Annotated in this window: 23 protein-coding genes; 11 read left to right on the forward strand and 12 right to left on the reverse strand. The window is 69.1% G+C overall.

What is annotated here, in order from left to right:
* Positions 1 to 27: 27 nt before the first annotated feature.
* Positions 28 to 765, reverse strand: coding sequence for a MerR family transcriptional regulator (locus ABZX11_RS01960; protein ID WP_354908984.1), 738 nt, complete (start codon positions 763 to 765; stop codon positions 28 to 30).
* Positions 766 to 936: 171 nt separating this feature from the next.
* On the opposite strand from ABZX11_RS01960, the gene ABZX11_RS01965 reads away from it, so the two are divergent.
* Entirely contained in the window at positions 937 to 1,482 is a 546-nt protein-coding gene (locus tag ABZX11_RS01965) for a DoxX family membrane protein (RefSeq protein WP_176173949.1), read from the forward strand.
* A gap of 47 nt (positions 1,483 to 1,529) precedes the next feature.
* Here the strand turns inward: ABZX11_RS01965 and ABZX11_RS01970 are convergent, their stop codons facing one another.
* The gene (locus ABZX11_RS01970; protein ID WP_354908988.1) at positions 1,530 to 2,873 is read right to left on the reverse strand and encodes an acetyl-CoA C-acetyltransferase; all 1,344 of its coding nucleotides are present in this window, start codon (positions 2,871 to 2,873) and stop codon (positions 1,530 to 1,532) included.
* 92 nt (positions 2,874 to 2,965) lie between these two features.
* On the opposite strand from ABZX11_RS01970, the gene ABZX11_RS01975 reads away from it, so the two are divergent.
* Together ABZX11_RS01975 and ABZX11_RS01980 are read left to right on the forward strand one after the other, a co-directional pair.
* Positions 2,966 to 4,300 (forward strand): 3-oxoacyl-ACP reductase, encoded by a 1,335-nt coding sequence (locus ABZX11_RS01975; RefSeq protein WP_354908991.1) that lies wholly within the window; start codon positions 2,966 to 2,968, stop codon positions 4,298 to 4,300.
* A gap of 1 nt (position 4,301) precedes the next feature.
* A complete protein-coding gene (locus ABZX11_RS01980) occupies positions 4,302 to 5,132 on the forward strand; it encodes a MaoC/PaaZ C-terminal domain-containing protein (protein ID WP_176173952.1) in 831 nt (276 codons plus the stop codon).
* Here ABZX11_RS01980 and ABZX11_RS01985 read toward each other — a convergent pair.
* Positions 5,124 to 5,780: a TetR/AcrR family transcriptional regulator gene (locus ABZX11_RS01985; RefSeq protein ID WP_043787198.1), complete on the reverse strand. Its 657-nt coding sequence runs from the start codon at positions 5,778 to 5,780 to the stop codon at positions 5,124 to 5,126. The genes ABZX11_RS01980 and ABZX11_RS01985 overlap by 9 nt on opposite strands.
* Positions 5,781 to 5,907: 127 nt before the next feature.
* Between ABZX11_RS01985 and ABZX11_RS01990 the strand changes: the two genes are divergently transcribed.
* From ABZX11_RS01990 to ABZX11_RS02015, 6 genes are all read left to right on the forward strand, one after another.
* Positions 5,908 to 6,570 (forward strand): SCP2 sterol-binding domain-containing protein, encoded by a 663-nt coding sequence (locus ABZX11_RS01990; protein WP_354908994.1) that lies wholly within the window; start codon positions 5,908 to 5,910, stop codon positions 6,568 to 6,570.
* 67 nt (positions 6,571 to 6,637) lie between these two features.
* Positions 6,638 to 7,189 carry an SCP2 sterol-binding domain-containing protein gene (locus ABZX11_RS01995; RefSeq protein WP_354909201.1) on the forward strand — a complete coding sequence of 184 codons (552 nt, stop codon included), beginning with the start codon at positions 6,638 to 6,640 and terminating at the stop codon, positions 7,187 to 7,189.
* A 67-nt stretch (positions 7,190 to 7,256) separates the two neighbouring features.
* Positions 7,257 to 7,547, forward strand: coding sequence for a WXG100 family type VII secretion target (locus ABZX11_RS02000; protein ID WP_354908997.1), 291 nt, complete (start codon positions 7,257 to 7,259; stop codon positions 7,545 to 7,547).
* Positions 7,548 to 7,550: 3 nt separating this feature from the next.
* The gene (locus ABZX11_RS02005) at positions 7,551 to 9,038 is read left to right on the forward strand and encodes a hypothetical protein (RefSeq protein WP_354908999.1); all 1,488 of its coding nucleotides are present in this window, start codon (positions 7,551 to 7,553) and stop codon (positions 9,036 to 9,038) included.
* Positions 9,039 to 9,060: 22 nt separating this feature from the next.
* Positions 9,061 to 9,543: a SitI3 family protein gene (locus ABZX11_RS02010; RefSeq protein WP_354909002.1), complete on the forward strand. Its 483-nt coding sequence runs from the start codon at positions 9,061 to 9,063 to the stop codon at positions 9,541 to 9,543.
* A gap of 223 nt (positions 9,544 to 9,766) precedes the next feature.
* Entirely contained in the window at positions 9,767 to 10,858 is a 1,092-nt protein-coding gene (locus ABZX11_RS02015) for a DNA cytosine methyltransferase (RefSeq protein ID WP_354909004.1), read from the forward strand.
* A 2-nt stretch (positions 10,859 to 10,860) separates the two neighbouring features.
* On the opposite strand, the gene ABZX11_RS02020 is transcribed toward ABZX11_RS02015, so the two are convergent.
* From ABZX11_RS02020 to ABZX11_RS02030, 3 genes are all read right to left on the reverse strand, one after another.
* Entirely contained in the window at positions 10,861 to 11,235 is a 375-nt protein-coding gene (locus ABZX11_RS02020; RefSeq protein WP_354909204.1) for a very short patch repair endonuclease, read from the reverse strand.
* An 84-nt stretch (positions 11,236 to 11,319) separates the two neighbouring features.
* Entirely contained in the window at positions 11,320 to 11,790 is a 471-nt protein-coding gene (locus tag ABZX11_RS02025; RefSeq protein ID WP_176173956.1) for an FxsA family protein, read from the reverse strand.
* A 42-nt stretch (positions 11,791 to 11,832) separates the two neighbouring features.
* Positions 11,833 to 12,384, reverse strand: coding sequence for a helix-turn-helix domain-containing protein (locus ABZX11_RS02030; RefSeq protein ID WP_354909008.1), 552 nt, complete (start codon positions 12,382 to 12,384; stop codon positions 11,833 to 11,835).
* 166 nt (positions 12,385 to 12,550) lie between these two features.
* On the opposite strand from ABZX11_RS02030, the gene ABZX11_RS02035 reads away from it, so the two are divergent.
* Positions 12,551 to 13,363: a zinc-binding dehydrogenase gene (locus ABZX11_RS02035; protein ID WP_354909010.1), complete on the forward strand. Its 813-nt coding sequence runs from the start codon at positions 12,551 to 12,553 to the stop codon at positions 13,361 to 13,363.
* Here the strand turns inward: ABZX11_RS02035 and ABZX11_RS02040 are convergent.
* From ABZX11_RS02040 to pdhA, 5 genes are all read right to left on the reverse strand, one after another.
* Positions 13,360 to 15,306 (reverse strand): ABC transporter ATP-binding protein, encoded by a 1,947-nt coding sequence (locus tag ABZX11_RS02040; protein WP_354909012.1) that lies wholly within the window; start codon positions 15,304 to 15,306, stop codon positions 13,360 to 13,362. The genes ABZX11_RS02035 and ABZX11_RS02040 overlap by 4 nt on opposite strands.
* Positions 15,307 to 15,326: 20 nt before the next feature.
* Positions 15,327 to 15,911: a TetR/AcrR family transcriptional regulator gene (locus ABZX11_RS02045; protein ID WP_176178051.1), complete on the reverse strand. Its 585-nt coding sequence runs from the start codon at positions 15,909 to 15,911 to the stop codon at positions 15,327 to 15,329.
* Positions 15,912 to 16,057: 146 nt separating this feature from the next.
* On the reverse strand, positions 16,058 to 17,371 hold the full coding sequence (locus ABZX11_RS02050; protein WP_354909014.1) for a dihydrolipoamide acetyltransferase family protein: 1,314 nt from the start codon (positions 17,369 to 17,371) through the stop codon (positions 16,058 to 16,060).
* Positions 17,372 to 17,387: 16 nt separating this feature from the next.
* A complete protein-coding gene (locus ABZX11_RS02055; protein ID WP_354909016.1) occupies positions 17,388 to 18,380 on the reverse strand; it encodes an alpha-ketoacid dehydrogenase subunit beta in 993 nt (330 codons plus the stop codon).
* Positions 18,380 to 19,585, reverse strand: coding sequence for a pyruvate dehydrogenase (acetyl-transferring) E1 component subunit alpha (gene pdhA / locus ABZX11_RS02060; protein ID WP_176173962.1), 1,206 nt, complete (start codon positions 19,583 to 19,585; stop codon positions 18,380 to 18,382). The genes ABZX11_RS02055 and pdhA overlap by 1 nt, the downstream gene beginning before the upstream one ends.
* A 359-nt stretch (positions 19,586 to 19,944) precedes the next feature.
* Here pdhA and ABZX11_RS02065 point away from each other — a divergent pair, with 359 nt between their 5' ends.
* Positions 19,945 to 21,366: a M20/M25/M40 family metallo-hydrolase gene (locus tag ABZX11_RS02065; protein WP_354909019.1), complete on the forward strand. Its 1,422-nt coding sequence runs from the start codon at positions 19,945 to 19,947 to the stop codon at positions 21,364 to 21,366.
* Here ABZX11_RS02065 and ABZX11_RS02070 read toward each other — a convergent pair.
* The gene (locus tag ABZX11_RS02070) at positions 21,363 to 21,923 is read right to left on the reverse strand and encodes a TetR family transcriptional regulator (protein WP_176173964.1); all 561 of its coding nucleotides are present in this window, start codon (positions 21,921 to 21,923) and stop codon (positions 21,363 to 21,365) included. The two genes, ABZX11_RS02065 and ABZX11_RS02070, sit on opposite strands and share 4 nt — an antisense overlap.
* Between the last annotated feature and the right edge of the window lie 16 nt (positions 21,924 to 21,939).

The raw sequence follows: 21,939 nt of genomic DNA on the forward strand, positions 1-21,939 counted from the left end.
CTACCCCCAGTGCGCTCATACGACGCGTCACCGGTCGCTCAGGTTCCGTTCCGCGTAGATCTTCATCGCGTCCCGGACGAATTCCGCTCCGCCGCCTTCGAACCCGTAGCGCGGGTCGTCCGCATACAGCTGCCCGAGGCCCGCGAAGTACCCCGCCGACACTGACGAAACCGCAGGCCGCAGCCACTCGTGCAGCCGCCGCGTGATCGCCTGGACCTCGTCCGAATCCACGGCGAGGCCCGAAGCGCGCGCCGCGTCGAACGCCGCCGCGATGTCCCGCTGCTCCTGCTGGTGGGCTTCCTTCTCCGCGGTCGACAACGAACTCCACCACTGGTCACCCTGCTGGTACGCGTCAGCGCCCCAGCGTTCGGTGACCTCCTTCTCGTACCTCGTGTGGTCGAACCCGTCGAACACTTCTTCTGCCATCAGTCGTTCACCTCCCTTCAGCTTCCGGAGGGTCGTGCGGACCGACTCGATCTGCCGTCCGATCCGCCGCCGCTCGGCTTCGAGCAGCTCCAGGTGGGTTTCCAGGGCCGCGGCGCTGTCGCGCTGCCCGTCGAGCACCTCGGCGATCGCCGGCAGCCCGAGCCCGAGCTCGCGCAGCAGCAGGATCCGCTGCAGCCGGACGAGCGCCTGCTCGTCGTAGTAGCGGTAGCCGTTGCCGCCGATCCGGCTGGGCTCGAGCAGGCCGACCGCGTTGTAGTGGCGCAGCGTCCGGCTCGTCGTCCCGGCCGAGCGGGCGATGTCCTGGATCGACCACTCCATGCCGACGACGATAGAAGTTGACGCAGCGTCAAGGTCAACCGCTAACGCTTTATAGCGCTCTCTACTGCCAGGACGATAAAGAGCCAGAAAGCGCGATGAGGATTCGAGCCCGGGCCGAGCGGGCACCCACGGAGTAGGTTCGACCAGGCACCGGCCCGTACGAGGAAGGCTATGACCGTGATACTCCGTCGAGTGGCACGTCCCCTGCTCGCCACGATCTTCGTGACGGGCGGGATCAATGCGCTGAGGCAGGCCGAGGGCCACGCCAAAGCGGCGGAACCGTTCCTCAACAGCGCGATCGACAAGTTCGGCGACAAACTCCCTGAGCAGATCCCGCGGGACCCGGTGACGCTCGTCCGGATCGACGCCGCGGTGAAGGTCGGCGCCGGGCTCGCGCTCGCGGCAGGCAAGGCGCCGCGGCTCGCCGCCGGGCTGCTGCTCGGCAGCCTGGTGCCCACGACGCTGTCGACGCACAGCTTCTGGGCCATCAAGGACCCGGGCGAGCGCCAGCAGCAGCAGATCCAGTTCTTCAAGAACGCGAGCCTGGCCGGTGGCCTGCTGCTCGCGGTGGCCGACACGCACGGGAAGCCGTCGGCGGCCTGGCGCGCGAAGCACGCCGCGAAGGACGTCGGCGCCGCGGCCGGGAAGCTGAGCCGCAAGGCCGAGAAGCGCGCGAACAAGCTCGCAAAGCGGGCCCAGAAGGCGCTCCCCAACTAGCACGCGAAAAGGGCCGCCCCGAGTGGGGGGCGGCCCTTTCGCGTGGGTTACTTCTCCAGGATCGCGGTGACGCCCTGGCCGCCGGCCGCGCAGATCGAGATCAGGCCGCGCCCGGACCCCTTCTCGTGCAGCAGCTTCGCCAGCGTGGCGACGATCCGGCCGCCGGTCGCGGCGAACGGGTGCCCGGCCGCCAGCGACGAGCCGTTGACGTTCAGCTTCGCCCGGTCGATCGCGCCGAGCGGCTCGTCCAGGTCCAGCTTCTCCTTGGCGAACGCCGGGTCCTCCCACGCCTTGAGCGTGGCCAGCACCTGCGACGCGAACGCTTCGTGGATCTCGTAGAAGTCGAAGTCCTGCAGCGAAAGCCCGGCGCGGGCGAGCATCCGCGGCACGGCGTAGGCGGGTGCCATCAGCAGTCCATCCATGCCCCCGCCACCACCCTCAACGGAGGCGCTGCGCGCCGCTGGTCGACCTTTGTCGCCGTGGACGTAGTCGACGGCCGCGGTCTGCGAGAACGTCAGGTAGGCCAGCACCGGCAGCTTGTGCGCCTTGGCCCACTCGTCGGTGGCGAGCAGGACCGTCGACGCGCCGTCGGTCAGCGGCGTCGAGTTGCCCGCCGTCATGGTGCCGTCCGGGCCGCCGAAGGCCGGCTTGAGCTTGGCGAGCTTCTCCGCCGTCGAGTCCGGCCGCAGGTTCTGGTCGCGTGCGAGCTTGAGGAACGGCGTCACGAGGTCGTCGAAGAACCCGCGGTCGTAGGCGGCGGCGAGCTTCTGGTGGCTGCTCGCGGCCAGCTCGTCCTGCGCTTCGCGGGTGATCTCCCAGATCTTCGCGGTGAGCGCCGCGTGCTCGCCCATCGACAGACCCGTGCGCGGCTCCTCGTTGCGCGGGATCGCCGGGACGATGTGGCCGGGCCGGATCTTCGCGACGAGCTTGAGGCGGTCGCCGAGCGTCTTCGCGGCGTTGAGCTGGATGAGGATCTGGCGGAGGTCCTCGTTGACGGCCAGCGGCGCGTCGCTGGTGGTGTCGACGCCGCCGGCGATGGCCGAGTCGATCTGGCCGAGCGCGATCTTGTTGGCGACGTTGACGATGGCCTGCAGGCCGGTGCCGCACGCCATCTGGACGTCGGACGCGGGCGTCGCGGGCGAAAGCTTGCTGCCCAGCACGCTCTCGCGGGCCAGGTTGAAGTCCTTCGAGTGCTTGAGCACGGCGCCGGCGGCGACCTCGCCGATCACCTCGCCCTGCAGGGAGAACCGGCTGACCAGGCCGTCGAGGGCGGCGGTGAACATGTCCTGGTTGGAGGCCTTCGCGTACGGGCCGTTGGACCGCGCGAACGGGATCCGGTTGCCCCCGATGATCGCGACCTTGCGCACGGCGGGCGTCTTCTTCGGTGGCATGACTTCACCTCTCTGGTCGTGTCCCTCACACTGTAACCTACTAGCGAGTAGGTTAGACTGCGACGTGACGCAGACTGCACGGGAGGCAACCGATGGCTGACAGGTACCAGCAGTTCACGAAAACCCCGCTGGGGAAGTTCGTGGTGCCGAAGCTCGGCCTGCCCAACCCCGCCACGTTGCGCCGCTACCAGCCCGGGCAACCCGCTCTCGAGGGTCCCGCACTCCTGGGCGCGGCGCCCGGCGGACGGCTCGAGAAGACCCTTCGCGACCAGCTGGCCGACGCCGGCATCGAGGTCGTCACCACGGCCGCCGACAGGCACGCGGCGCTGGTCTTCGACGCCACCGGCGTCACCGACCCCGCGCGTCTGCGCGAGGTCTACGACTTCTTCCACCCGGTGATCCGCAGCGTCGGCCCGTCCGGCCGGGTCGTCGTCCTCGGCACGCCGCCGGAGCAGGTCGAAGGCCGCGAGCGGATCGCGCAGCGTGCCCTCGAAGGCTTCATCCGCTCGGTGGGCAAGGAGCTGAAGCGCGGCGCGACCGCTCAGCTCGTGTACGTCGCCGAAGGTGCCGAAGAGGCGACGGAGTCGACGCTGCGCTTCCTGCTTTCGGCGAAGTCGGCGTTCGTCGACGCGCAGGTGATCCGGATCGGCACCGAAGGCAAGACGGCTTCGGCGCCGGCCAGCTGGGAAAAGCCCCTGGACGGCAAGGTCGCGCTGGTCACCGGCGCTTCCCGCGGCATCGGCGCGGCGATCGCCGAGGTGCTGGCCCGCGACGGCGCGCACGTCGTCGCGCTCGACATCCCCGCCCAGGGCGGCGACCTGTCGAAGGTGGCCAACAAGGTCGGCGGCTCGTCGCTGCAGCTCGACATCACTTCGCCGAGCGCGCCCGCGAAGCTCGCGGAGTACCTGAAGGAGCGGCACGGCGGCGTCGACATCGTCGTGCACAACGCGGGCATCACCCGCGACAAGACGCTGGGGAACATGAGCGAGAGCGCGTGGGACTCGGTGATCGCCGTCAACCTCGCTTCACAGCTCGCGGTGAACGACAAGCTGCTCGCCGATCACGTGCTGAACGAGAACGGCCGGATCATCGGCGTCTCGTCGATCGCGGGCATCGCCGGCAACGTCGGCCAGACGAACTACGCGACGTCGAAGGCGGGCGTCATCGGCATGGTCAACGTCGGCGCGCCGCAGCTCGCGGCGTACGGCGGCACGATCAACGCCGTCGCGCCCGGGTTCATCGAAACCAAGATGACGGCCGCGGTCCCGCTGTTCATCCGCGAAGCCGGGCGGCGGCTGTCCAGCCTCGGTCAGGGCGGCCTGCCGGTCGACGTCGCCGAGACGATCGCCTGGTACGCGAACCCGGCGTCGGCCGCGGTGAACGGCAACGTGGTCCGCGTCTGCGGCCAGGCCCTGCTGGGGGCGTGACGTGGCGATCCGCGAACTCGACAGCACGCCGAGCCTGACCACGCTGTACCCGAAGGCGCTGCTCGGCTTCCGCAAAACGGGCTCATCGCTGCCGGACACCGAGCTGGTCCGCACGGGCGTCGTCGTCGACCCAGCGCACCTGGCCGCGTACAACACGGTGTGCGGCTTCCGGCTGAGCGACGAGCTGCCGGCGACGTACCCGCACATGCTGGCGTTCCCGCTGCAGATGGCGCTGATGACCGAGCCGGGGTTCCCGTTCCCGCTGCTCGGCATGGTGCACGTGGCCAACCGGATCACCCAGCACCGCGCGCTGCGGGTGAGCGAGCCGCTGACCGTGCGCGTGCGGGCGGAGAACCTGCGCCCGCACGAGAAGGGCCGTCAGTTCGACGTCGTCAGCGAGGCCTGGGTCGGTGACGACCTCGTCTGGACCGACGTCAGCACGTACCTGCGGCGCGGCGGAGGCTCGGGTTCGGCTCGGCGGGAGCAGCTGGCCCCGCCGACCCCGGACGCACTCTGGCGCATCCCGGGCGACATCGGGCGGCGCTACGCGGAGGTCTCGGGCGACCGCAACCCGATCCACCTGCACCCGCTGACGGCCCGCCTGTTCGGCTTCCCCCGCGCGATCGCCCACGGCATGTGGACGAAGGCCCACGCGCTGGCCGCGTTCGAAGGCCGGCTGCCGGAGGCGTTCACCGTGGACGTCCGCTTCAAGCAGCCGGTGCTGCTGCCGGCCAAGGCGGGCTTCACGTCGTGGGCGGTGGACGACGGCTGGGCGTTCGAGCTGTGGAGCAAGTCGAAGCCGCACCTGGAGGGCACGATCAGCTCACTCTGACGGCTTCCAGACCGCGCCTTCGATGAGGTCGTTGAAGCCGAGCCAGACGAGGTTCATCAGCCACGAGGCGAGCACGCCGTCGGAGATGTCCGGGTGGTCGAGGGCCCAGTCGGCCAGCGATTCGGCCCCGCCGACCAGGGACGCGGCCAGGCCTTCGCCGGAGAACTCGGCCTGCTCGCCGACGCCCTTGCGGGTGCCGGCCGAGACGACGAGCGCGGCGACGAGCTGGATCGCGCGCGCCCGCATGTCGGTGATCTCCGCGGCGAAAGCCCCGCCGACGGTGAGGGCCTGGCGGTGCAGGACGGTCCAAGACTCGCGGTACTCGGCGACGAAGCGGTAGAACGACCGCAGGCCGTGCCAGAGCTGCATGTCCGGCGGGAGGTCGGGCTGCACCCCGGCCTGGATGGCCTCGAGCAGGCGCGTCGCCTCGCGGCGGATGCACGCGCCGAAGAGGTCCTCTTTGGAGCCGAGGTAGGTGTAGATCATCGGCTTCGAGACGCCGGCGACGTCGGAGATCTCGTCCATGGACGCGGCGTGGTAGCCGTGGCGCGAGAAGACCTGGACGGCCGCGTCCAGGATCTGCCGCTCGCGCACCGCACGCGGCAGCCGCCTGGCCCGTTCGGGCGGACGCTGATCTTCCTCTGACACGCTCGACCTCCTTGTTGCTGCCCGGAGACGGTACCCGGAGGCGACCCGTCAGAGTGATTTCGGCACGCTTGCCCGCCTACCTACTGGCGGGTAGCCTTACGCATGAGTAACTGGGAGAGGGGTGACCATGGCCGAAAACGCCGGGATGACCAGCGCCGATCGCATCGCGGACCTCCGCGGCGCGGCACTGCTCGACGCCCTGGAGCGGCTCGACCCGCTGGGTCCGGAGGCCCACGCCCTCGACGTCAACGCGCTGGTGGAAGCGCTCGACCCCGCCGAACTCCGCAAGGACGACTTCCGCCGGTTCCTGAAGGCCCTGCTCGCGCTGGCGTCCCGGGCGCCGGCGTTCGACCTGAGCAAGGTCGAGCCGGGCCGGTTCGCGTCCCTGGTGGCCTCGGCGTCGCGCGCGCAGCTGGAGAGCGTCGTCGCGGACCGCGCGCTGCGCGAGCGCGTCCTGGACGAGATCTTCGCCCGCATGGGCGCGCACATCCGCCCGGACCGGGCCCGCGACCTCCAGGCGGTGGTCCACTGGCGCCTGTCCGGAGGAGCAGGCGAAGGCGGCTACGACCGCTACGAGACGGCGATATCCCATGGCTCGTGCACGGTGAGCCGCGAGATGCACGCTTCTCCGCGAGTCACGATCACCATCGCACCCGCCGACTTCTTCCGGCTCATCACCCACCAGGCCACCCCGGCGGTGTTGTTCGTCACGGGAAGAATCAAAGTCAAAGGCGACCTGGCATTCGCGGCGGGCTTGATCGGTTTCTTCGACCTGCCGAAGCCCGTATAGTCCGCCCGTGCCCCGCAACGCGAAATGGCGTATCCCACGCCCCCACCGCATCCGCGGCGGCCACGTGGTGAACGCGTTCGCGGAGAAGCTGGTGATCAGCCGCCTGACGCCGGCGCAGTTCCTCCAGGTCCTGGAAACCCTGCACATGCTGGGTTCCGCGGGCGCCGGCATCGAGCTGAGCTCCCTGTCGACGGACGTCCTGGTGGACGTCGTCCGCCGCGCGTCCAGAGAGCAACTGAAGGCGATCGCTTCCCATCCGGAACTGCGCTCGGTGTTCTTGGACGAGATCTTCCGTAGAATGTCAGAACACTTTTCCCCATCGCGCGCCCGCCACGTCGATTTCGTGGTTTCCTGGCGCTTTTCCGAGGGATCAGGCGAGGACGGCTACGACCGTTTCCAGACGGTGATCGAGGACGGGATGTGCGTCTCGTCGACGGACCTGTCGAGGACACCGGACACCACGATCACGCTGTCGGTGGACGACTTCATCAGAATGGCCACGGGCAACGCGGCGGTGGCCGCGATGTTCGTGACGGGACGGGTGAAGGTCAAGGGCGAGTACGCCCCGGCGGTGCGGTTCTCCAGCTACTTCGACATCCCCAAGCCATCCGTGGACTAGTCGCCGTCCAGCGGAATCTCGGTTACCCTCGCATCCGGGCTGTAGGCGAATGCTTACGGAGGGGTGCATGGTGCAGTTGACGGTCGATTTTTCCGTTTTGCGTACGTTGGTGGACGATCTCGGTTCTCACATCGACCACACCGACCGATATCTCGACGAACTGGGAGAAATCGTCGCCGACCTGGCGACTTGCTGGACGGGAGCCGGTCACGACGCGTTCCACGAGGCAATCACCGAGTGGTTCGTTTCCGCTCGTGATTTGCGAGACCAGCTGCACTGGATCCGCACCGTCGTGGTGAACGCGCACGACAATCATGCTGCGGCGGTGGACGCGAATGTCCGGATTTGGCGAGTCTGAGCCGTGACGGTGTTGGAACGCGGTCCGGACGGCGGGCCGAACAGTGCCGTGCGAGTCGAGCTCTCGGACTTCCACGTCGTCGCGCAGCAGTTCGTCGACGCGCAAAGCAGCCTCGATCGCATCCGGCAGGATTTGCTCGGCCACCTCGACCAAGCCGCCGGCGCGGCCGGTGCGAGCGACGGTGCCCACAAGTACCAGGACGGCTGGGCGGCAGCGCTCGACTGCATCCTGAACGACGGCTTCCGCACGGCTTTCGACTTGTTGGGCGCGATCGGCAGGGGCATCGACGTGTCCGCCCTCAACCACGCGACCGCCGACCGGAACAGCGTGCCCGGCAAACCCGACGGAACGGCCCCTTGGACCCCGGTTTCGCCGAACGGGTGGCCCGGCAACACGGACTTCGTGACTCTGACCGGTGATTCACCGTGGTGGATGCCGGATTTCCTGGAGAGGTACATCCCGACAGCCGACACCGGCCGCATCGATGCCGCCGCCCAGGCGTGCCGCGATGCGGCCGCCGCCGTTCGCGGTCTCGTCGGCGACCTGCACTCCCGGCTGCAAGGGCTGGTCGGCAACAACAGTTCGGACGACCTCGTCGAGCTGGAGCGGTTCTGGGTGCGCGCCGCCGGTGAGCATTCCATCCTCACCGGGTTGCCCCAGACGCTGGACGACGTCGCGAACAGCCTCGTCGACTTCCGGATCTGGAACAACGACACCCAGGAGCGGGTCAAGGAGAAGATCAAGTCGATCATCGACGACCTGAGCATCGTCGGCTTGGTCCTGGTGATCGGCAGCGTCCTCACCGACGGCGGCCTGGACGTGCTCATCGTCGGTGTGATCGAAGCGCTCGACTTCTTCGGCGTCGAAGCCGGCGCCACCCTGGCGATTCCGATCGCCGAGGTCGCTGCCACCGCGGAAGCCATCCTCGTCACCGCGGGCGGGGCGGTCGCGATCACCCAAGGTGTGGTCCCGGCGATGCAGGCCGCGATGAGCGGCACGCCGAACCCGGAGGTGGAGGGGGTCGACGCCGGGAAGATCAGCGACGAGATCAGCGGCCACACCGAACCCTCCCGCGTTCCGGACTCCAACGCGGCTCCCGGCGGCCACCCGACCAACATCCCGAAGGGCGCGGACCCGGAGACCGCGCGCTCGCTCCAGCGCGAGAACGAATCGGCCACCACCCTCGCGCGAGCGGGCTACGACGTCGAGCAGAACCCCTCGACCCTGCCGAACGGCCGGAATCCCGACTACCGCATCGACGGCAAGGTGTTCGACAACTACGCGCCATCGACCGGTCGGGCGCGCAACATCGCGGACGAAATGGCGAAGAAGGTCGCGAAGGAGCAGACGGATCGGATCGTCCTCAACCTGGCCGACAGTCCAGTGGACCTCGAAGCGATGCGCGCCCAGCTCCACGATTGGCCGATCAGCGGTCTCAAGGAAGCCATCGCGATCGACAGACAAGGCAATATACTTCACCTCTATCCCTGATTTACTGCGAGGATCAGCTCGAATGGCCATCTCTTACGATCTCGAAATGGCGACCTCATGGTCGCCGGAGCAGGTCGCGCGCGCACTGCTCGACGTCGGCCGTCCGCTGGAGCTCTTCGACGGATCGGTCACGCCCGAGCAGGTAGCTCGAGACGGTGCGGTCACCCCACTCCGGACCTGGGTTCGAGTCTACGAACGCAACGCCGCACCCTGGTCGCCGCTGGTCACGGACTTCGGAATCACCCCGACGGTGGCCGTCGGATTCGGAATCTACAAACACGACCGGATTCCCGAACAACAGGACGACCTGGTCCGGCTGGTCGCCGGCCTGCTGGACAAAGTCCCCGGCGACGCGGTGCTTTCCGGCATGGAGACGATCTGGCTCATGCGCCGCGACGGCGAGTTGATGGTGAACGAGCGGAGCGACATCTGGCCTGAGCACCGCCTCACCGCGCTAGGCCGCCCCTACAAGCGGAAAGCGTTGGCCTTTTCCGAGGAGGAATAGCCGAACGGCGCACTGCTGTATCAGTCACGGGTGCGCTTGAGGGCATGCCGAGCTTCTTCTCCCGGCCGTCTGCAGCCTGCTCCCGATGCATGCCGCATCGTGGCCGATCTCGAGCTGGGACTCCTCGTGGTCACGATGCGTCACACGCCGAGCAAGTCGGCTGCCGGCGTGTCGGATCATGGCGCGTTCGAACTGTCGTACCCGACTTATAGACTCCCGAGCCATGACCGACGGACAGTTGGCCTTGCCGCTCCCGGCGCAGGTCGAGATGGTGGACCTCTTCGCCGGTCCGGGTGGTCTCGACGTCGCCGCCCACTGGCTTGGCTTGTCCGTTGTCGGCATCGAGTGGGATGACGACGCGTGCGTCACTCGCGCGAAAGCCGAACTTCACACCGAACACGGCGACGTGCGGCTGTCCAAGCCCGCCGACTACCCGAAAGCTCGTTTTTTGACCGGCGGGCCTCCCTGTCAGACGTACACCGTCGCGGGGCACGGGACCGGCAGACGAGCTCTGGAACGGGTACTGTCCCTCGTCGAGGTCGTTGCCGACAGTGACGGTGACAGTCTCAGCGAGGACGACCTCGCGCAACTGGAGGATGAGCGCACCGGCTTGGTGCTGGAGCCCCTGCGGTGGGCGTTGAATGCGGGTGTTCCGTACGAAGCGATCGTTCTCGAACAGGTCCCCGCAGTGCTGCCGGTGTGGCAGGCGTATGCAACTGTGCTCGAGAGGCGCGGCTACAACGTCGATTGTGGAATCCTCCACACCGAGGAGTTCGGGGTCCCGCAAACACGTCGTCGCGCGATCTTGATCGCTCGGCGCGATGGGGAAGCAAAGCTGCCCAAGCCCACACACCGGCGTTATCGGAAGGGTTCGGTCCGAGGCGAAGGCGATCCTCGCTTGCTTCCGTGGAAGACGATGGGAGAAGCGCTCGGCTGGTCCGAGCAGTTCACGGTGAGGTCCAACTACGGCACCGGCGGCGACCCGAAGGCGCGTGGCGAGCGGCGATCGACCGAACCCGCGTTCACCGTCACCGGCAAGGTCTCCCGCAACCGTCTGATCGACCGACCGAAGGGTCGGCCGGACCGCTTCTCCGACCAGGAAGCAGGCAGGCTGCAGACGTTCCCACCTGATTACCCGTGGTCCGGGCGGGCCATCGCCCAACAGATCGGAAATGCGATTCCGCCGCGGTTGGCGGCCCACGTTCTGGCCGCGGCCATGGGTAAGGAGCTCGACACCGCGAAGCTGGACTGGTGCGTCAAGCGCAAGTGGGAGGACACCCGCAACGGTGTCCAGGGGCTACTGAAAGACGCCTGAGCTCAGCGGCGCCCGCGCACAGCCGTGACGACCCGCTCCGCGGCGACCTCCACGGTCTCGTGTTCCCAGATCCGGACCGCCAGCCAGCCGGCTTCCTCGAGCCGTGCGTCCGTGTCGGCGTCTCGCCTGCGGTTCGTCTCGATCTTCTCGCGCCAGAATTCCGCGTTGTTCTTCGGCCACGTCGCGTGCTCCGGGCAGCCGTGCCAAAAGCAGCCGTCCACGAAGACCGCCACACGGGCTGGGCCGAACACCAGGTCCGCTTCGCGTCGCACGCCCTTCACCGGGCGGCGGTGGACTCGGTAGCGGAAGCCGGCAGCGTGGAGAGCCTTGCGCAACGCCATCTCGATCCCGGTGTTGCGGGACTTCTGCTTGCTCATCCGGATGCGCACCGCGGACGTGGTCTTCAGACGCTCCACGCGCTCATTGTGGCAAGGTTCGTGCGACCGGGCCGACCAGGTGAACTAGTTCTCGACGATCCGACCCTCGATCACCGTCGGCTGCTCCCGCCCCCGCGAAGGCTCCGGGGAAACGACCTCGCTGTCCACGACCATCACCGGCCCGCGGCGCTGGTTCGCGAACCGCACCGCGCGCCTCTCCATTCGCTTCAACCACATCCGCCGCGCCACCGCGCGTGTCGGCGGGAGGATCAGCAGCAGCCCCAAGACGTCCGAAACGAAGCCCGGGACCAGGATCAGCACCCCGCCCAGCCCGACCAGCATCCCGTCGGTGAGTTCCTTCTCCGCCGGCCGCCCCGACCTGGCCGCGGCCGTGAACGCCCTCATGGCCTTGCCGCCCTCGCGGCGGGCCAGCCAGGAGCCCAAGATCGCTCCCGCCAGGAGGAGGCCCAGCGTGCCGAGCACGCCGACGGCCGAACCCACCGCCCAGATCGCGGCGATCTCGGCGAACACATACAGCAGGAACGCGACAGCCATACCCGTACAACGAACGACCTGTCCGATTTGCTCCCGGGCCGGTCAGCGCAGCAACGTCGCCACCATCGACCGCAGCCCCGCCGCCAGGCGGTCCGTCTCGCCCGTCTTCAAGAACCGCAGCATCAGGTCGCTGTGCAGCGAGCCCAGCAGCAAGTGCGCGATCAGGTCGGCGTCCAGCCCGGGCGACGCCGATGCGATCAGCCCCGACACGTGCGCGTGCCACGACAAATAGACCGGGCTGTTCAGGCGGTCCGTCGACGCCCGCTCGAAGGCCGCCATCACCTTCACGTTGCGAGAAGCCAGCTCGACCACGGCGTCGAAGAACGCCGCCAAGCGTGCCGCCGGGGGTGCGCCCGGGCCCAGCGGCGGCGGGCCCGAAGCCACGGCAAGAGACAGTGACTCGATCCGCGACTCCACCAGCGCCCGCATCAGGCCTTCGCGGTTGCCGAACCGGTGGAACACCGTTCCCTTGCCGACGCCGGCCGCGGCCGCCACGCGGTCCATCGATACCTCGGACAGCTCGTGGGTCGTCAGCAGCTCCTCCGTCGCGCGCAGGATCGCGCGGCGGTTGCGGGCCGCGTCGGCGCGCTCCATGCAGACTCCTCGACAAGTTGACCGTCGGTCCATATAGTAGGCGACCGTAAGTTGACCGACGGTCCAGTTAGGGGAACGCAATGCGCGCAGTGGTGCAGCACGGCACGGGTGGTCCGGACGTGCTCAAGCTGGCAGACCGGCCCGAACCGACCCGGAACCCGGCGAAGTGCTCGTCAGGACCGAGGCCATCGGCGTGCCGTTCTACGAGACGCAGATGCGATCCGGGCAGATTCCGGCCGGTCCGGCGACGGCGATCTTCGGGCACGAGGCCGCCGGGATCGTCCTCGAGGCCGATGACGAAACCCTGCGCGGACAAAGGGTCGTCACCATGTCTTTCACCGGGGGCGCGTACGCCGAGGTCGTCGCCGCGAGCCAGTACAGCCTCGTGCCCGACGGCGTCACGGCCGAGCAGGCCGTCGCCGCCGCCGTTCCGGCCTCTGTAGCGCTCGGTCTGATGGACGCCGCGGATGTGAAAGCCGGGGAAAGCGTGCTGGTCGAGGCCGTCTCCGGGGCCATCGGTGGCTATCTGGCCCGGCTGGCCGAGCGGAAGGGCGCCCGAGTCGTGACGACCGCCGGCAAGGGCAAGGCCGACATCGACCACGACGACCCGGACTGGCGGCAGCGGGTCCCGGAAGGCATCGACGTCGTCTTCGAGTCGATCGGCGGCCCACGCGCCGCCGAGCTGACCGCGAAACTCGCGTTCTTCGGCCGGATCCTCGCCTTCGGCATGCTCAGCGGCGAGTTGCCGGTCTTCTCCGTCGCCGACCTCATTCCCCGCGGGCTGACCCTGATCGGCTTCGGTGGGCCGGACGCTTACGGGAAGCGGATCGCGGCCGTCCGCGCCGAGGCACTCGGCCTGGTCGCGGACGGCACGCTGACCCCGGTCATCGACCGCACCTACCCCCTCGCGGACGTCGCCGCCGCGCACGCGCGCGTCGAGAGCCGCGAAGGGGCCGGCAAGGTCGTGCTCGTCCCTTAGCCCGGCACCTCGTCGAGGTACGCCTGCGCCTGCAACGTGAACAGCTCCGCGTACCCCGCCTTGGCCGCCATCAGCTCCTCGTGCGTCCCGTACTCGGCCACCTTCCCGCGGTCCAGCAGCAGGATCCGCTCCGCCTGCCGGACCGTCGAGAACCGGTGCGAGATGTACAGCGTCGTCCGGCCCTCGGACAGCTCGCGCAACCGCGAGAACAGGTCGTGCTCCGCCTGGGCGTCCAGCGCCGACGTCGGCTCGTCCAGGATCAAGATCGGTGCCTCGCGCTGGAACGCTCGCGCCAGCGCGATCTTCTGCCACTCGCCGCCGGACAGGGAGACGCCCTGGTCGAACCACCGGCCCAAGGGGCTGTCGTAGCCGGACGGCAGCCGCTCGATGCGCTCGTCCGCGCCCGCCCGGCGGGCCGAATCCTCGATGTGCGGGCGGTCCTCGAGCCGGGCCAGATCGCCGAGGCCGATGTTCTCCGCCGCCGTTCCCTGGTACGTGACGTAGTCCTGGAACATCGCGCTGATCCGCGTGCGCAGCTCGACCGGGTCGTACTCGCGGATGTCGACGCCGTCCAGCAGGATGCGGCCGTCCGTCGGGTCGTACAGCCGGCACAGGAGCTTGAACAGCGTCGACTTGCCCGCGCCGTTGCGGCCCACCACCGCCACCGTCTCACCCGGCCGGATCTCGAAGCTGACGTCCTCCAGGGCCGGCTCCTCCGAGCCGGGGTAGGCGAACGTCACCGAGTCGAACCGGATGTGACCCTCCACAGTGGACGGGAACGGCCGTGGCGACGCGGGTGCCGTGATCTCCGGCTTCGTGTCCAGGAACCGGTACAGCGTGTCCAGGTACAGGTTGTTCTCGTACATCCCCGAAAACGCGGTGAACAGCCCGGACACCGACGTCTGCACGGAGGTGGCCGCGGCCGTGTACAGCGCCAGGTCGCCCAGCGTCAGCCGGCCGCCCACCGCCTCCAAGGCGATGTACAGCGCGATCGCCGAGCCCGCGAGCGTGCTCAGCAGTCCCCAGGACGTCGAGCTGATGTTGCGGTTGATCGTCAGCTTCCGCTGCCGCTCGTAGGAAACCAAGCCGAGCCGGCGGAAGCGGTCGACGAAGTACGGGCCGAGCCCGAACAGCTTCGTTTCCTTGGCGTAGGTGTCCGTGGTGACCAGCGACGACAGGTAGTCCATCCGCCGCTTGATCGGCGACATCAGGAACGTCAGCCAGAACGCGCGCGAGCCGTACTTGGACTGCGAGATGAACGCCGGGATCGGCGCCACCAGCGCGACCAGGGCCAGCAGCGGGCTGATCGAAACGAGCAGCGCGATCATGCTGCCGAACGTGATCAGCGTCCGCACCAGCCCCAGCGCGGAGTTCATCATCGACAGCGGCCGCGTCGGCGCCTCCTGCGCGGCCTGGCGAAGCATGTCGTAGGACGCGGACCCCTCGAAGTACGCCAGGTGCAGCTCACTCGCGTGGGCCATCACCTGGTGGCGGATGGTCAGCGTCATGCGCTCCTGCAGCAGCGACTGCGCGATCGACGTCAGCGCGCTGCTGATCGCGGTCGCCGCGAGCACGCCGAACTGGAACAGCGCGACGTTCACGATGTCGCCGGTGGTGCCCTTGCCCTGGATCGCCGTGACGACCGAGTCGAGCAACAGCTTCGCGACGTACGCGGTCACCGTCGGCAGCAGGCCCGCCAGCAGCGTGATCAGCGCCAGGAGGATGGTCAGGACCGGGCTGGCCTGCCAGGTCAGCTTGACGACCTTCGGCAGGCCGCGGACCGTGCCCGCCACGGACGTCTTCGCGCGCCGCAGCCGCGAGCGCAGGTCCTTGGGCTGGTCGTCCTGCTTCGGTTCGGGGATGTCGACGGGCCCGGTGAGCCCGCTTTCCGGCACTGTCACGGCGTGCCGGCGCCGGCCGCGCCGGGCCAGCATGAACTCCATGCCGCCCCCACCGCCCGGGATCACTTGGCCTCCACGGCGCCGTGCAGGAAGACGTCGACCACCTGGCGCGTGGTGGGCGCGTCGTCGACCGGTGCCATCCGGCGGCCGCCGAACAACAGGGTCAGGAACAGGGAGGCCAGCTGCTCGGGGCTCAGCCGCAGCCGGTCCGCTTCGGGCTCGAACAGCTCGGTGATCGCGCCGCGCATGGCGGCCATCGACTCGCTGCGGCCGCCCTTCATCGTGCGGTTCTTCAGGCGCTGCTCGGGATCGCGCTGCTTGTGCCTGCCGGTCGCGTGCAGGGCGCCCATCAGCGCGCCCATCCGCTCGAAGTGCGCACCGAGTGCTTCGGCGGCCTCGACGAGCCGGTCCGCCAGTGGTTGTTCGATGGGGATTTCGGCGATCGCGTCGAGGACGTGGTCGGGGCGCAGCACCTCGGCGGTGCAGGCGTCGAAGAGCTCGTCCTTGTCCTTGAACGCGCGGAAGATGGTGCCCTCGCCGATGCCGGCGGCGCGGGCGATCTGGCTGGTGGTGACGCCGGTGCCGTGCTCCATCAGGAGCGGCAGCACCGCGTGCACGATCATGGCGCGCCGGTCTTCGGCGCTCATGCTCGGCGCTCTGCGCCGGGTGTCGGGTGCTGGTGTCATGCCACCAGTGTGCGGAGTGAGTGCTCACTCCGTCAAATGAGTATGCTGACGGCGAAAACGCAGAGGGCCGCCCCGATGTCTCGGGACGGCCCTCTACCTGCGGAAACTCAGTACGTCATGGCCATCGCCGGGTCGGCCAGCAGCGCGCCGACGTCGGCCAGGAACTCCGAACCCTGCTGGCCGTCGACCACGCGGTGGTCGAAGCTCAGCGACAGCTGGAGCACCTTCCGGACCTTGATCTCGCCGTCGACCACCCACGGCTGGTCCTTGATCGCGCCGAGGCACAGGATCGCGGACTCGCCAGGGTTGATGATCGGCGTGCCGGTGTCGACGCCGAACACGCCCACGTTGGTGATCGTGATCGTGCCGTTCGCCATGTCCGCCGGGGACGTCTTGCCCTCGCGGGCCGTCTCGGTCAACGCCGTCAGGGCCTGGGCCAGCTCCTTCAGCGACATCGAGTCGGCGTCGCGGACCTTGGGCACGATCAGGCCGCGCGGGGTCGCCGCCGCGATGCCCAGGTGCACGTAGTCCTTATAGACGATCTCCTGCGCCGCTTCGTCCCAGACCGCGTTGACGTCCGGCGTGCGCTTCGCCGCCAGGCACACGGCCTTCGCCGCGAACGTCAGCGGCGTGACCTTGACCCCGGCGAACTCACGCGACTTCTTCAGCTTCTCGCGGAACTCCATCATCGGCGTGACGTCGATGGTCAGGAACTCCGTGACGTGCGGAGCGGTGTACGCGCTCTGCACCATCGCGGCCGCCGTGGCCTTGCGGACGCCCTTGATCGGGACGCGCCGCTCGCGGGACCCGCTGTCCACCACGGGTGCGGCGACCGGGGTGCCGTTGGCGGCCCGCTCGACGTCTTCCCGCGTGATGATGCCGCCGGACGCACTGCCGGTCAGCGCGTGCAGGTCGACGCCGAGGTCCTTGGCCAGCTTCCGCACCGGCGGCTTCGCCAGCGGGACGTACCCACCGCGCGGAGCAACCGGAGCAACCGGGGCCGGAGCGACAGGCGCCGGAGGAGCCGCAACGGCAGCTGCCGGAGCAGCGCCCTTCCGGGCCCGCCGCTGCGTGACGACGGCCTTGGAGCCGTACCCGACCAGCGGCTTCATCTCCTCTTCCTCGGCGGGCGCCGAGGCGGGAGCAGCGGCGGGCGCGGGCGCGGCAGCCCCGCCGGGGTCGACGTCGATGGTGAGGATCGGCGTGCCGACCTCCACCGTCTGCCCCGGCTCGACGTGCAGTTCCGTGACGACCCCGGCCCACGGGATCGGCAGCTCCACGGCGGCCTTCGCGGTCTCGATCTCGACCACGATCTGGTTCACCGTCACCGTGTCGCCCGGCTTCACGTGCCAGGACAGGATGTCGGCTTCGGTCAGCCCCTCGGCCGTGTCGGCCAGGGGGAATTGCTTGTACGTTGGCATTGCGCGGAAATCCCCCTTACCAGGCGAGCGAGCGGTCGACGGCGTGCAGCACCCGGTCCAGGTCGGGGAGGTAGTGCTCCTCGAGCTTGGCCGGCGGGTACGGCGTGTCGAACCCGGTCACCCGGAGGACGGGGGCCTCCAGCGAGTAGAAGCACTCCTGCTGGACGCGCGCGGCGATCTCCGACGTCAGCGACGACTCCGACGGCGCCTCCGACAGCGCGATCAGCCGCCCGGTCTTGCGCACCGACTCGAACACCGGGCCGAGGTCCAGCGGCGAGAGCGTGCGCAGGTCGATGACCTCGAGGGACTTGCCTTCGTCCTCGGCCGCCGCGGCCGCGTCGAGGGCGACCTTCACCGACGGGCCGTACGCGACGACCGTCGCCGTCGTGCCTTCGCGCACGACCTGCGAGGAGAACACCTGCGCCGGCGTGCCGGCCACGTCGATCTCCGCGCGCAGCGCACCCGAGTGGTACAGCCGCTTCGGCTCGAAGAACAGCACCGGGTCGTCGGACTTGATCGCCTGCTGAATGCCCCAGTAGGCGTCGACGGCGTTCGAAATGGACACGACCTTGAGGCCCGGGATGTGCGCGAACAGCGACTCCGGCGACTCCGAGTGGTGCTCGACCGCGCCGATCCCGCCGCCGAACGGCACCCGGATCACGACGGGCATCTTGATCTTGCCCTGCGTCCGGTAGTGCAGCTTCGCCAGCTGCGAAGAGATCTGGTCGAAGCCCGGGAAGATGAAGCCTTCGAACTGGATCTCGCACACCGGCCGGAAGCCGCGCACGGCCAGGCCGACCGCGGTGCCGATGATGCCCGACTCGGCGAGCGGCGTGTCCAGCACGCGCTGCTCGCCGAAGTCCTTCTGCAGGCCGTCGGTGATCCGGAAGACGCCGCCGAGCTTGCCGACGTCCTCGCCCATGATCAGGACCTTGGGGTCTTCTTCCATCGCGCGGCGCAGGCCGAGGTTGAGCGCCTTGCCGATGGTGAGTTTCTGGAGGTCGGACATCAGTGCTCACCCGCCGATACGAAGCCGTCGAGGTAGGACAGGAACTCTTCGCGCTGCGCCTCCAGCACCGGGTTGCCCTCGGCGTAGACGTTGCTGAAGATCCGGTCCGGCGGCGGCTCCGGCATGTTGAACGTGTACTCGCGCAGGTCGGCGGCGAAGGCGTCGGCTTCGTCCTGGATCTTGTCGAAGAACGCCTGGTCGGCGTAGCCGCCGCGGGCCAGGTACGCGCGGACGCGCTCGATCGGGTCCTTGAGCTTCCACTCCTCCAGCTCGTCGGAGAGCCGGTAGCGGGTGGGGTCGTCGGTGGTCGTGTGCGCGTCCATCCGGTAGGTGAACGCCTCGATCAGGACGGGTCCGTTGCCGTGGCGGCACTCGTCGAGCGCCCAGCGGGACACCGCGAGGCAGGCCAGGACGTCGTTGCCGTCGACGCGGATGCCGGGGAAGCCGTAGCCGCGGGCGCGCTGGTACAGCGGCAGGCGGGACTGGCGCTCGGTCGGCTCGGAGATCGCCCACTGGTTGTTCTGGCAGAAGAAAACCAGTGGCGCGTCGTAGACCGCGGCCCAGACGAATCCTTCGTGGACGTCACCCTGCGAGGTCGCGCCGTCTCCGAAGTAGACGATGGTCGCTTCGCCGTCGTCGTCACCGACCTTGCCCTCGAACTTCTGGCCCATCGCGTAACCGGCGGCGTTGAGCACCTGGTTGCCGATCACGATGGTGTACGGGTGGAAGCCGTGGCGCTGGTAGTCCCAGCCGCTGTGGTCGGTGCACCGGAAGATGCCGAGCAGGTCCTTCATGTCGACCCCGCGCGTGAACGCGACGCCGTGCTCGCGGTAGCTCGGGAAGGCCATGTCGTTGGCCTTGAGCGCCCGGCCCGAGCCGATCTGCGCGGCCTCCTGGCCGAGCAGCGGCACCCAGATGCCGAGCTGGCCCTGGCGCTGCATGGCGTTCGCTTCGCGGTCGGCCCGCCGGACCAGCACCATGTCGCGGTAGAGCCCGCGGAGTGCTTCGGCGTCGATGTCGTCGACGTACTTGTCGAACTGGGGCGACGGGACCCGTTCGCCTTCGGGGGTGAGCAGCTGAGTCAGCTCAGCGCCACCTTCGCTGGTTGCCCGCAATCCGGCGATCACCTGCTCGGGGGACGGCTGGGCCGCTACGGCGGCCGGCCCGTCTCCTGGCTCCGGGTGCGTCCACTGTTCGGACGGCATGCGCAGTACTCCTCGGTGTCGGTGCCTCTGGCGGCCGCTTGTGGCGACCACAGCGACTGCACCGGCGGGGACCAGCGCATCGGGTCCGAAGCGCTCGGTCACCGTCGGCGTTGACGGTTCACGCCGACATCCTGGCACGAAGGCCCGCGCTTTGGTGAGTGGCGGATACTGATTTGTTGCTGAGAAAGGGGCTCTGAACAGGGAAAACGTTAGGAAGCCCGAGCATCGGACCTACGAGAGTAGGGAATCGACGCGCGCGCTCACCAGGCGTGGCGCCCCCGGGTGATCACGTGATCACCCGCGTCGGCTGCGCTGTTGTGATGTGCGGCACTGTCGGACCCCCGTGGCACGATGGCCACGTGGAGCAGAAATCCGTGCGTGAATCCGTAGTGGCGTCGTGGACCGGCGACGTCATCCCGAGCCTGTCCGGACTGGTGGCGATCCCCGCCTTGTCCCCGGCCTTCGACGCCGAATGGGCGAAGAGCGGCCACCTCGCCGCCGCCGTCGAGCACGTCCGCGAGTGGATCGCCGGGCGTGACCTGCCGGGCGCGACCCTCGAGGTCGTCCGGCTCGAAGACCGGACCCCGCTGCTGCTCGTCGACGTCCCGGCGACCCCGGGCGCGGCGGACAAGGGCACCGTCCTGATGTACGGCCACCTCGACAAGCAGCCCCCGGTCGGCGGCTGGTCCGAGGGCCTCGGCCCGTGGACCCCGGTGATCCGCGACGGCAGGCTGTACGGCCGCGGGTCGGTCGACGACGGCTACTCCGGCTACGCGGCGACCACGGCGATCGAGGCCGTGCACGCGGCCGGCGGCGAGCACGCCCGGATCGTCGTGCTGCTGGAGACCGGCGAGGAGTCCGGCAGCCCCGACCTGCCCGCGTACGTCGAGCACCTGGCCGACCGCATCGGCGAGGTGTCGCTGGTGATCTGCCTCGACGCCGGCGGCAGCGACTACGAGCGGTTGTGGCTGGTCACGAGCCTGCGCGGGATGCTGCACCTCGACGTCACCGTGCAGCTGCTCGGGTCGGCCCAGCACTCGGGCATCGCCTCCGGGGTCGTCGCCAGCTCGTTCCGGATCCTGCGGCACCTGATCGAACGCCTCGAGGACAGCGCGACCGGCGAACTGCTGCTGGATGAGCTCAAGGTCGACGTCCCGGCGAACCGGCTCTCCGAGCTCAAGGCCGTCTCCCAGGACTTCCCGGAGGCGCTGTCGAAGGCGTTCCCGCTGGTCGAGGGCGGCCGCGTGATCACCGAGGACGCGCTGGAGCTGATGCTCAACAACGCGTGGCGCCCGACGCTGTCGGTGATCGGCGCCGACGGCTTCCCGAAGCCGGCCGACGCCGGCAACGTGCTGCGCGAGAGCACCACGCTGACGCTGAGCTTCCGCCTCCCGCCGACCGCCGACGCCGAGAAGGCGCTCGAAGCCGTGAAGCGGGCCCTGTCCACCGACGTCCCGTATGGCGCGAAGGTGACCTTCGGCGACAACCCGCAGGCGGAGGACGGCTGGAACGCGCCGACCGAGTCCCCGTGGCTGACGACGGCCCTGCGCACGGTCAGCGACGAGGTGTTCGGGCAGCCGCACCGGGCGACCGGCATGGGCGGGTCGATCCCGTTCATGGGCCTGCTCTCGCAGAAGTACCCGGAGGCGCAGTTCCTGGTCACCGGTGCGTGCGGGGCCGACTCGAACATCCACGTGCCGGACGAGTGGCTCCACCTGGACTACGCGCAGCAGGTCACCGAGGCCGTCGCGCACATCCTGGACGCGCACGCCCGCGGCTAGCGGCAGGCTTCCCGGAACGCCTCGGTGGCCGCATCGAGGTAGGCCGGGAACTGCTGGTCACCGCCCGAGTCGATCCAGCGGTCGAAGGCGTCGCCGAGGATGGTCGCCGCGACCTGCGCCGCCGGTTTCGCCAGCTCGGGCGGTACTTCCCGCTTCTCGAGCGCGTCCCGGATCGCCGTCGTCATCGCCGCGCCCTTGCTCCGCTCGCGTTCGCGGAGCTCGGGGGTGGCGGCGATGACCGCCCGGCGTTGGGGAGACGGGTCGACGAGCTGCGTGACCTGCGTCCCGACCTCGGCCAACGCGGTGAGCGCGGTCCGCAGGGGTGATTCGCCTTCTTCGGCGGCGAGGACGGCTTCGAAGACCGCCGGCGGTAGCTGCTCCGCGCCCGCGAAGAGGACTTCGCGCTTGTCGGGGAAGTAGCGGAAGTACGTGCGGCGCGTGATCCCCGCGCGCTCGGCGATCTGCGTGATCGTCACGGCGTCGTAGCCGTGCTCGGCGTACAGCTCCAGCGCGGCTTTCCGCAGCCGGTCCGCGGTCCCGGGATCCCATCTGGCCACGGTTCAGCCTAACTGA

This window comes from Amycolatopsis sp. NPDC004169 (assembly GCF_040610315.1).
GTDB lineage: Bacteria > Actinomycetota > Actinomycetes > Mycobacteriales > Pseudonocardiaceae > Amycolatopsis.